Raw genomic sequence first — 11,341 nt, forward strand, 5'->3', positions numbered from 1 at the left:
TGTATTTTACTTTATAAGAGTTATGCTTAAATGGCTACCTCTTTACCTAACAAGTGCGTTAATTGTTGTCGCGAAGCATCATCAATCTGCTGTTTATCGACTTTTATATAGGCAACTTGCTGTTCAGCCATCACCACGACTTCTTCAATACCACGAATCGCCAAAAGCTGAGAAGTCCATTCGTCAGTTTGTCTGCTTTCCGGCAATCGCAGTACCAATGAGGACAGATAACGCGGCTGAGCCAGACCAAAACTCATCAGCAGCCAGATTATCGCGATCCCGGTCAGGATACTCCAGCCCATCGAGGTATTATTGAGCAGCAACAATTGACCACCGATCATCCCACCAAAGAAGGCACCCAAAAACTGGCTGCTGGCATTCACGCCCATTGCCGTCGCTTTAGACTGGATCGGTGCAGCTTTAGACAGCCAGGAAGGCAATAAGGCCTCCATCACGTTAAAGGCAATAAAGAACAGGCCCAGGCCAATGAGCAAGATATATTTGGATTCAAAACCAAAGACCATCACCATTAAACCCAGAATAATACCGCTAATCGCCACCAGAAAAATCGCGCGCATTTTGTGGTATTTTTCTGCCAGAATGATACTCGGAAAAGCAAAGAACAGACTTAGCACCAACAGGGGTAAATAGACCAAGCCATGACTGGAAAGCGGCAGATCTGCAAACTCGATCAGCTGCGAAGGCACATAAATAAACATGGCTGTGAGCAATAAATGCAGGGTAAACACAGATACATGCAGACGATTCAGATCGCCAATCTGGAGCACCTGTTTCAGTTGGGTCAGATAACCCTGTTGAAAGTTTTTATGATGCCGCGTGACTTTAGGCACCATAAACAGCATCGCAATGGCAGCCAATCCCATCACCGTAGTAACCCAGAACAATCCCGAAATGCCAACCAGACCTGTCAGCCAAGGCCCGAGACTAAATGCCACCACAAAAGACAGACCAATACTCATGCCCATGATTGCCATGGCTTTCATGCGGTTTTCTTCACGCGTGACATCGGCCAGCAAGGCCATGACGACAGCGGATACTGCGCCACCACCGGCAATGGCACGACCGATAATCACGCCATAAATGCTGTCAGACATGGCTGCAATCGCACCACCCAAGGCAAACAGCAGCAGTCCTAAAACAATCAAAGGCTTACGGCTGTAGCGGTCTGCAATCAGGCTAAATGGTATCTGTAATAAGGCCTGAGTCAAACCATAGACCCCGACCGCCAAACCGATCAGTGCAGGCGTTGCATCGTCATAGGCCTGCCCTGCCACAGAAAACACCGGGATAATCATAAACAACCCCAACATGCGCAGTGCAAAAATACTGCTCAGGGCAAAGGTTGAACGACGTTCTAAAGCATTCATCATAAGTTATGGCGATTGGGTTAATTAATCTGGAGCCCAGATTATAGGACATTCAGCTCAGGAAGAAGACATGAATTTTATTTGAAATAAAGATGATGCCGATCTAAAAATGAAAAAGCGCAGCCGGAGCTACGCTTTTCAATCAGGTACAGCGCTTTATTTTTCCAAGATGGCCTGACGCTTTTTATACTGGATTGAAGCGATCACTGCCCAGACAATGAAGGCGACACCGATCAGACCGGTAACCACTTCTGGTACATGCAGACCGGTTCCGCTGGCAATCATAATAAAGGCCAGTGCACCAATCGCATAATGCGCTCCGTGTTCCAGATAGATATAGGCATCCAATGTGCCCTGTTCGACCAGATAAATGGTCATGGAACGCACAAAGATCGCACCAATTGCCAGACCCAGCATGATGATAACCACGTCTGAGGTAATCGCAAAGGCACCGATCACGCCATCAAAACTGAATGAGGCATCCAGAACTTCTAAATACAGGAAACCACCAATACCGGCTTTCACTACACCCGTCGGTACACCATTTTCATCATGACGAATCGCATTGCCTTCTTCATCGACTTCCGGTTCACCGCCGAGCATATGACTGAGAACCTGCACCCCGATATAAATCACGATACCCCAGATCCCGGCCATGGTCACTGCCAGACGCTTGGCTTCATCGACATTGGCTGCCATGATTAACAAGGCCACCAGTGCAATAAACACCGACATCGCCGGCACATTGGCCAGATTGGACAGACGGCGTTCTACCCGTCTGAACCAGTGCGTGTCTTTTTCTTCATCCAGGAAGAAGTTCAGGAATACCATCAACAGGAATGCCCCACCAAAAGCTGCAATTTCTGGATGATGCGCCATGAGACGGGCTGAATATTCTTTTGGATCATTCAGGGCCAGACGTACCACTTCCATAAAGCCCAGGTCTGCAGTCACTGCTACAATGACCACCGGGAAGATCAGACGCATCCCGAAGACTGCAATCAGAATACCGACTGTCAGGAACAGCATTTTCCAGAAATGATCCCAACCCCGTAGGACTGAGGCATTAACAACCGCGTTATCAAAGGACAACGACACTTCCATAATCGCCAGAATAGCGGTGATGGTTAGCGCTGTGAGCATGGTTTGCAGGCCTGCTTCAGGACCATGGGTATAACCCCAATACGCAGACAAACCAAGACACACGATCGAAAATGCAATCGAGAAACCAAAATGTTTCAACATACACAACGACCTTGGATAAATTAAATAAATGTATGGCTGCGAAAGAGCAGCAATACGAATAGGAAAAGTTAAGCTAATTATGAAACTTTTAGCGCATAAACCAAAGCACTTCCTGAGCTGTTTTATCTTATTTTCTGTTTTTAAAATTTGCCGATCTTTTAAACAGCCCGATCTTTGCTATAGTGCCGCATGGTTTAACTTGAACTGCGAAGGATTTTCAGCATGAGTTTTTCACAAGAGCTATGGCAACGTAATCTCGGGCTTTATCAGAAGACCCTGGCCCTGCCCTTTAATCAGCAACTGGCGCAAGGTACTTTAAGCCGTGAAGCCTTTAGTCATTATGTAATTCAGGATGCGCATTATTTACTGGCCTATGGCCGTGCACTGGCCGTGTGTGCCGCCAAAGCTTTTGAAGCGGACGATGTGATCCAGTTTGCCGAGGCAGCCAAAATTGCAATTGTAGTGGAACGTAGCCTGCATGATGGCTTTATGCAGGATTTTGGTATTAGCAAAGAGCAGTTTGAAAATACCCCGCTAACTCTGGCATGTCATCACTATACCTCTTACCTGACTTCAACCGCCTGGTCAGAAAGCTACCCGGTGGTGCTGGCCTCGTTGCTGCCTTGTTTCTGGATTTATGCCGAAGTTGGTAAAGATATTGTCGATAACTCTGCGCCGAATAATCCGTATCAAGCTTGGGTGGATACCTATTCAGGAGAAGAGTTCCATACTGCAGTGCGTAATGTGATTGCGACCGTTGACCGTGTTGCGGCGCGTGTCGATGCCGATACACTAGAAAAAATGCATGCAGCTTATACCCATGCTGCCCGTCTGGAATGGTTATTCTGGGACAGTGCCTTTGAGCAACGCCAGTGGCCTGGTCTGGATGAATAAGACAGACGAATAAAAAAGGCCCTGTTTAAGACAGGGCTTTTTTTGTCATAGCCGTTCAAAAAAATTTCTGCTGTCATAAACCCATCATAAAAACGGCTTAGTCTGAAAAAACAAGGATAGAACGGGCTGGTACGCTAGATCTAGATATAAGCCCAAAATTGCCGAACAATAATTAAGAATAATTATCAATTAATAAAATCAAACCCGGAAAGAGGCAGATAATATGGACACTTTAGGCACCGAAGCGATTCGGGCATTTTTTACCCTGCAATGTTGCTGGTTCAACAATGAAGAAATCTATCTGGAACAAGGCTGTCCAGATTGTGGTTCGGCAGCGATTTATCTGATCTATCACACCAACACGCATATTCAGAAACATTTACTGAAATTTATTGAAAAGTATCGCTGTCATCAGGCGCAACGTAACGATTTGCTTGACCTGGATTTTTTCCAAAAAGACTATGAGGACTTTCTTTACATTCTGGAAAATGAAGTCAATTTTTATGCACGTTTGCATCATGATGTGCCACGTGACCGCTGCTTTGAAGAGATCGAGTCTATCTTTGAACGCCACTATACAGTGGCTTGCTAGGTATTTAGCTTGTACATGATGATTGTGAAGATTTAGACAATCGACTGTTGTGTTTCTTAATGTTGTGATGAATTGACCAATCACCGACATAACTTGACGTTTAAAATACTTTTATTTGCACTTGAACATTTTTCATCCGGTATCATATAAGGGTTTTTGATGAATATTCTAGGATCCTTGCATGAGCCAAAGCCACATCCGTATTCGAGGCGCACGTACCCATAACCTGAAAAATGTGAACCTTGATATACCACGCGACAAGTTTGTGGTGATTACGGGACTGTCTGGTTCAGGTAAGTCCTCGCTTGCCTTTGATACCTTATATGCCGAAGGTCAGCGCCGTTATGTGGAATCGCTGTCTGCCTATGCCCGCCAGTTCCTCTCCCAAATGGAAAAACCGGAAGTCGATTCGATTGAGGGCTTGAGTCCAGCCATCGCCATCGAGCAGAAATCGACCAGTCATAACCCACGCTCTACCGTGGGAACCATTACCGAAATTTACGACTATTTACGTTTACTGTATGCACGTGTCGGTACACCGTTCTGTCCGGAACATGACCTGCCAATGGTGGCACAAACAGTCACTGAAATGGTCGATGCAGTCAAAGCACTGGAAGAAGGCACTGCTCTGTTATTGTTAGCACCGGTCGTGCGCGAACGTAAGGGCGAATATACAGCCTTGTTTGAACAGCTGCAGAGTCAGGGTTTTGTCCGTGCCCGTGTCGATGGCGAGATCATGGAAATTGATCCACCACCAGAACTGGACAAAAAGAAAAAACATACCATTGAAGTCGTGGTCGACCGCTTTAAAGTCCGTGATGATCTGGGTAACCGTATTGCAGAAAGTTTTGAAACTGCGCTGCGCCTCGGTGGCGATATTGCGATTTTATCCTGGATGAAGGATGAACATGATGATCGGGTATTTTCTGCCAAGCATTCCTGCCCGGAATGTGACCGTGCTGTCGCCGAACTGGAACCGCGTTTATTCTCGTTCAATAACCCTTTTGGTGCCTGTCCGGTCTGTGATGGACTCGGCACCCGCAGTCATTTTAGTGCCGATAAACTGATTCCCAATCCTGAAGTCAGTGTCAGTCAGGGTGCGATTCGTGGCTGGGATCGTCAGCGTCCTTATTATTACGGCATGATCCAGAAAGTCGCCGAGCATTTTGATTTTTCTTTAGAAACGCCGTGGAATGAACTGGATGCCGACATCAAGAAAAAATTCCTGTACGGCACCGGCAAAGAAAAAATTGATCTGAGTTATATCGATGAGCGTGGCCGTCGTCATAATCGGGTGATTCCGTTTGAAGGGATTTTGCCGCATCTGGAACGCCGCTACCGTGAAACTGAAAGTAATTATGTGCGTGATGATCTGGCGCAGTATCTGTCCAATGCTGCCTGCGATGCCTGTGATGGTTCACGGCTGAATGAAATCTCGCGGAATGTGAAAATTCTGGACAAGACCATTGCCGACATTACCCGCATGTCGATTGGTGATGCCGAAAGCTATTATCAGGACATTAACCTGGAAGGCGCACGCGGAGAAATCGCCGATAAGATTTTCAAGGAAATCCGTGAACGTCTGCACTTCCTGGTCTCAGTCGGTCTGAATTATCTCAGCCTGTCGCGTTCTGCCGAAACATTGTCGGGCGGTGAAGCACAGCGTATTCGTCTGGCTTCCCAGATTGGTGCCGGCCTGATGGGCGTGATGTATGTGCTGGATGAGCCTTCAATTGGTCTGCATCAGCGTGACAATGACCGTCTGCTGCAAACCCTGATCCGTCTGCGAGACTTGGGTAATACCGTCTTGGTGGTCGAGCATGATGAAGATGCAATTCGTGCCGCCGATCATATTATTGATATTGGCCCGGGTGCAGGTGTACATGGTGGACATGTGATTGCTGAAGGGACTTATGATGAAATTCTGGCCAATCCTGACTCGCTGACCGGACAATATTTATCTGGCAAGTTAAAAATTGAAGTGCCGAAAAAACGGATTCAGCCACCTAAACCTGAAGAACAGATCAAGCTGATGGGTGCATCTGGGCATAACCTGAAAAAAGTCGATCTGACCATTCCTTTGGGCATTATGACTTGTGTTACCGGGGTATCGGGTTCGGGTAAATCGACCTTGATTAACCGGACATTGTTACCTTTGGCGGCGACCCAACTGAATGGTGCAACCACTTTAACATCGGAAAAGTTTGAATCGATTGATGGCTTGCAGTTCCTCGACAAAGTCGTCGATATTGACCAGAGTCCGATTGGACGAACCCCACGTTCCAATCCGGCCACTTATACCGGTTTATTTACCCCGATTCGTGAACTGTTTTCACAAACTCCGGAAGCCAAAGCACGTGGTTATGCTGCGGGTCGTTTCTCGTTTAACGTGAAAGGTGGGCGCTGTGAAGCCTGTGAAGGCGACGGCATGATCAAGGTGGCGATGCATTTCCTGCCGGATATGTATGTACCGTGTGATGCCTGCCATGGCAAACGTTATAATCGTGAAACGCTGGAAGTGAACTATAAGGGCAAGAATATTTCCGATGTCTTGCAGATGACCGTTGAAGATGCCATGCATTTCTTTGACGCCATTCCCGTCATTCACCGTCGTCTGGAAACATTGCATCAGGTCGGTTTGGGTTATATCCGTCTGGGTCAGTCTGCGACCACGCTTTCCGGTGGTGAAGCACAGCGTGTCAAACTGGCACGTGAACTGGCCAAACGCGATACCGGTCAAACCCTGTATATTCTGGATGAACCGACTACGGGTCTGCATTTCCATGATATTGCCAAGCTGCTGGACATCCTGCATCAGCTACGTGATAAGGGTAATACCATTGTGGTGATTGAGCATAATCTGGATGTGATTAAAACTGCTGACTGGGTGGTAGATTTGGGACCTGAAGGTGGTTCGGGTGGCGGTATGATTGTCGCGGAAGGTACGCCTGAACAAGTCGTGAAAGTGAAAGCATCACATACGGGTAAATTTTTGAAGCCGTTGTTGAAATAAGCTATACAAGATTTATCAGCCCTTCTTTTATCAAGGAGGGCTTTTTATTTTTCATGATCCTATTGAACGATATTTCTTCAGCCAATTGTGCCAATATTTGATCATCTACCTTTTTAGCATCATGAGATGAGATATAACCTTCATAGGCATCAAAATACTTATCTATTGAAGAATGAATTGGCTGCCAGTTTTCATGCGTCTTTTTAGTCTGATGCATTGGAAATAATTTGGCATGAACATGGTCAACTTAAGGCTAAAGATCATCCAAATTAAATCACATGACTGGCAACATGGATGTTGCCCGTTTGACTGTGCTAAAGGGACTTAGCATCATTCGAACAAATGCATTTGGCTACTTTTGTGCAGTCAAAAGTAGAGAAGGAATCTTTTAGACTAAACCTCAGCCACCACATTCCGTCCCTTCGCTTTGGCTTTAAACAAAGCATCATCTGCATTGGACAATAAAGCTATCCAGGAGCCAGCACCAATGGCAACCCCGATACTGACCGAAACCTGAATCTCGTCTCCTGCTGCAGTCACAATATGACGCTCAGCCACTTCAGCCCGGATTTTATCAGCCACAATCAGTGCCTGCTGCATCTGGATATTTTCAATCAATACCAGAAATTCATCGCCGCCATAACGCACCAACAAATCTGTAGCACGGACATTGGCCTGTAAACGCTCGGCCACCAGTTGAATCACCTGATCGCCAATAATATGCCCATATTGATCATTCACCTGTTTAAAATGATCAATATCAATAATCATCAAACAGGTCTGGCTCAATTGACCCGGCTGATTTTCCATAAAGCGGATATATTCTTCCAACGCAAAACGGTTGGCCAGCCCGGTCAAAGAATCGGAATGAGCAATATTTTTTAAACGGAATTCTAGCGCATCGCGTTCTTGCAACATTTGTTGCAATTTCTGAATGGCAGCGAATAAGGAATCAGAATGATTCACTTCACGCAGCCGCATATCAATTTTCTGACGACCCGAGTTTTTAGACAAACTCAACAACATGCGGCGTGCCTGAATAAGTGGCAAAAATACTTGTTTGCGTGCAAAGATCATGGTGGAAATCGCGGTCAGTAATGAAATCAACGATACCAACACGCTCCAGATCAAACGCTGCATATTGCTGTTCATTTCCTGAATAGCGGCATCTCTGCTGTATTGCAGCAGATAAGTTTGCAGGTCTACCACAGTCGCAAATTTATCTACGATCGCTTCAGTCAGCTCTGTTCCGCTCAAACGGTAGTCACGTTGCTCCAGACTGTCACTGATCAGCTCACTCACAATCGGTAAGCCTTGCTGAATAAACTCGGTTTCTACCCGCCGATGTAAACGGATGAATTCCTCAGTCTTATCTTGAACAGGTTGAATGGTATCAATCAAGGCCCACAAATAACGCACCTGATGTTGGGTCTGTAAAGAGCGGGTAATATTTTCAGTGGGAAGCGGAGCTTCAAAAGTCACATGTGCCATGATAGACGAGGCCACACGACCGGCCTGATCACGTAAATCTGATAAAAATAGAATCTGGCTAATATAGTTATTCAGAGGGGTCGATGAGCTATCTGAAGCCACCGCCACGTCACGCAAAAGTTCACGGCAACTTTCCCAGGCAGCAAACATCGCCAGAATCGCCTGATCAAGTTCCTGAGCACTGCGCAGCTGACGCGGCATCTGGGTATAAGCATCAACCTGTGCACGCCCTTTTTTCAAACTATTCTCAAGCTGTGAAAGTTGCTGACTCAGGTTGTTAAACCCGACCTCCGTCAAGACATCCGCGGTCTGGGACAATTGCCGATCCACCTGTTGACGATAGCTGATTAACTCTTGCTGATGCTGGGCAAATTCCTGCACCGAACTGGACATGGCTTTATTGGCAGGCGCACGCTCACGCGAAATTTTATTCGCCAGATCAGCGACCTGCTGTAAGGCATTCAATTGTTGATAAGTTTGTCTGGATTTTAAATAACTTTGACTGCTACTCACAATTAAGGGAATACAGATGCAAAGTAAACATAAAATAATAATCGACATCGACCAGTACAAACGTTTACTGATCCACTCAGAGCGTAAGGTATTCATGCTGTTGTATTACGCCCCAATATGACAAGCAAAGCTAAATAGATTGATTATTATACAAATAAAATGAAATACTCTTAAAGTAGGTATTCAACTTAGTTAATGTTTTTTCTATATTTTTTTGATTTTAATTTTTAAAAGCGCTACTTTTTAAATTCAGGCTAAAGTTTTATGGGTTTTATCCTACAAAAAATACAACACAAATACAGGACTTTTAAGCATTAAAAAAAATATCAAAACTTGCTTTCCGCACTATTTACACATGCAACAATTGGGTGCATAATGCACCGCATTAGGGCGAGTTAAATTATTCCTCAGCAGATATTTTAGTTTACCCGCAAATTTTGGCGAAAAAACCCCAGTTTTCTATGAAAACTGGGGTTTTTTTTAGTGCTTATATTTTTAGGTCATCTATTAATGAATTAATATGCACCATTTTAGTGCTTTATTTTTACTATTTTTATTGCTGAAGTTCATTGCTACAGAACAGTTTCTATCTTAGAAGATGAGTAGAAAGTAAATAAAAAGTGCGGATAAAAAAAAGCCCAACCTTGGGGAAAGCTGGGCCAATAAAAAAATTGTGGAGAATCACGTTAAATCATGATGAAACATCAACTTTAACCTGATACTGATATTATGTAAAAATCTATTAACAATGTAAAGCCGATTGGCCTAGTCGGAATTAAAAAGTATCACATTTTGGTTCAAAAAAGAGACACCTATTACAATTCTAGAGAAATTCTGCATTAAATTTGTACAATTTATAATAAAGCGTGATGAATTATATAATTCATCTTATATTTTTTGACATATTTATGAATTTATCTTTAAAACATAAATTGAATTTGGCAATAAAAGAAATCAATTCAATCGAATTAATGAATTAAATTATCCACACATTTTCTTCTTAATCTTTGACGTAGTGTTCTATTTTTAAGCTCTAGCTTTTTGTTATAAAACAAATTTTACATAAAATTCAATTTCAAGCTAAATAGATGAATATTACACAAAACTAATACATTATTTTAAGACGAAAAAATACTAAATTCGAAGTGGATTGACTTAATAAATTGTTACAATACAATACGTTCTATGTTGTACATCTTTTGTAACAAAATGGTAAATATCATGAAAAAACTAGGTTTAGCCACTGCTGTATTATTAGCGATGACCGGTGCTCAAGCATATCAATTCGAAGTTCAAGGTCAGTCAGAGTACATCGATAACACTGCAAATGACAAAGACTTCACTGGTGCTGTTCAAGGTACTTATTACTTCAAAGATGTAGATGCGTCTAAAGGTCCTTTAGCTGAAGCTGCTTTCCTAAACCAAGCGTCTAATGTTGCTCTAGCGTATAGCTATGGCGAAAATGGTCAAGAAGAAGCTGGACGTTCACGTACTGTAAATCATACTTACGGCGTGAAAGGTGAAACTTATATCCCAACTAAAGTTGTGCCTGTTTATGCAAGCGCTTCTTATAGCCATACAATTGCTGATAGCAAAACTGCTAACACAACTGACGATCAAGGCGATCGTTATGCTTTAGAACTTGGTGCTTTAGTTGCTCCTAACTTCTTGGTTGCTGTGGGTTATACCAGCGTTGCTGACCAGACTTCTTATGACGCTTTCAACATCGTTTCTAATGGCGTTGCTAAAGCTGCTCTTGAATCTGCAACAATTAATGAAGACCAAGATGCAATCACTGCACGTACTAAATACGTAGGCGCGATTGACGGTACAAACATGTCAATTGGTTTTGAATCTGGTTTAGTTTATGGTGAAGACACTGCCTACAACCTAGGTACTACGCTTTTCCTTAACCCACAGTTAAGCGTTGGCGCATCTTATATGGAATCTAGCTATGCTGGTTCTCCAGACAAAGCTTGGGGTGCGAACGTAAACTACTTCATCACTCCTGCTGTTGCAGTTGGCGCAACTTATGTAAATGCTAACTACGAAGCAAATCTTGCGCAAAATGCACAAGTACGTGACACACAAACTGTTGGCGTAAATGCTAAATTCCGTTTCTAATTTTTAATTAGATGCTGAATAGAAAAAAGGACGCTTGATGCGTCCTTTTTTATTATTGCTTGATTTTCAGATTTAGATACG

7 protein-coding genes are annotated in these 11,341 nt (G+C 43.9%); 4 read left to right on the forward strand and 3 right to left on the reverse strand.

The genetic code is table 11. From position 1 onward, the window contains the following. Positions 1–26 precede the first annotated feature (26 nt). Both FTU44_RS08920 and FTU44_RS08925 read right to left on the reverse strand, forming a co-directional pair. Positions 27–1,391, reverse strand: coding sequence for an MFS transporter (locus FTU44_RS08920; protein ID WP_179999592.1), 1,365 nt, complete (start codon positions 1,389–1,391; stop codon positions 27–29). Between the two features lie 153 nt (positions 1,392–1,544). Further along, positions 1,545–2,633: a DUF475 domain-containing protein gene (locus tag FTU44_RS08925; RefSeq protein ID WP_159138372.1), complete on the reverse strand. Its 1,089-nt coding sequence runs from the start codon at positions 2,631–2,633 to the stop codon at positions 1,545–1,547. Between the two features lie 222 nt (positions 2,634–2,855). Between FTU44_RS08925 and tenA the strand changes: the two genes are divergently transcribed. The 3 genes from tenA to uvrA all read left to right on the forward strand — a co-directional run bounded on the left by tenA (position 2,856) and on the right by uvrA (position 7,132). Then, positions 2,856–3,527, forward strand: a complete 672-nt coding sequence (tenA, locus tag FTU44_RS08930) for a thiaminase II (RefSeq protein WP_159138373.1) — start codon at positions 2,856–2,858, stop codon at positions 3,525–3,527. A gap of 223 nt (positions 3,528–3,750) precedes the next feature. After that, entirely contained in the window at positions 3,751–4,119 is a 369-nt protein-coding gene (locus FTU44_RS08935; protein WP_180050203.1) for a hypothetical protein, read from the forward strand. Between the two features lie 181 nt (positions 4,120–4,300). Next, on the forward strand, positions 4,301–7,132 hold the full coding sequence (gene uvrA / locus FTU44_RS08940) for an excinuclease ABC subunit UvrA (RefSeq protein ID WP_180050206.1): 2,832 nt from the start codon (positions 4,301–4,303) through the stop codon (positions 7,130–7,132). Positions 7,133–7,525: 393 nt separating this feature from the next. On the opposite strand, the gene FTU44_RS08945 is transcribed toward uvrA, so the two are convergent. After that, on the reverse strand, positions 7,526–9,232 hold the full coding sequence (locus FTU44_RS08945) for a diguanylate cyclase (RefSeq protein ID WP_179999588.1): 1,707 nt from the start codon (positions 9,230–9,232) through the stop codon (positions 7,526–7,528). Between the two features lie 1,113 nt (positions 9,233–10,345). Between FTU44_RS08945 and omp33-36 the strand changes: the two genes are divergently transcribed. Continuing rightward, entirely contained in the window at positions 10,346–11,260 is a 915-nt protein-coding gene (gene omp33-36, locus FTU44_RS08950) for a porin Omp33-36 (RefSeq protein WP_005173194.1), read from the forward strand. The last annotated feature ends 81 nt before the right edge of the window (positions 11,261–11,341 follow it).

Source organism: Acinetobacter sp. YH12105, assembly GCF_013419095.1.
GTDB classification, from domain to species: Bacteria; Pseudomonadota; Gammaproteobacteria; order Pseudomonadales; family Moraxellaceae; genus Acinetobacter; species Acinetobacter pseudolwoffii.

What these genes read in the sequence shown, in the direction of transcription:
- FTU44_RS08935 (WP_180050203.1), top strand. Translation starts at nt 3,751, where the DNA reads ATGGACACTTTAGGCACCGAAGCGATTCGGGCATTTTTTACCCTGCAA.
- FTU44_RS08925 (WP_159138372.1), bottom strand. Translation starts at nt 2,633, where the DNA reads ATGTTGAAACATTTTGGTTTCTCGATTGCATTTTCGATCGTGTGTCTT.
- tenA (WP_159138373.1), top strand. Translation starts at nt 2,856, where the DNA reads ATGAGTTTTTCACAAGAGCTATGGCAACGTAATCTCGGGCTTTATCAG.
- omp33-36 (WP_005173194.1), top strand. Translation starts at nt 10,346, where the DNA reads ATGGTAAATATCATGAAAAAACTAGGTTTAGCCACTGCTGTATTATTA.
- FTU44_RS08945 (WP_179999588.1), bottom strand. Translation starts at nt 9,232, where the DNA reads ATGAATACCTTACGCTCTGAGTGGATCAGTAAACGTTTGTACTGGTCG.
- FTU44_RS08920 (WP_179999592.1), bottom strand. Translation starts at nt 1,391, where the DNA reads ATGATGAATGCTTTAGAACGTCGTTCAACCTTTGCCCTGAGCAGTATT.
- uvrA (WP_180050206.1), top strand. Translation starts at nt 4,301, where the DNA reads ATGAGCCAAAGCCACATCCGTATTCGAGGCGCACGTACCCATAACCTG.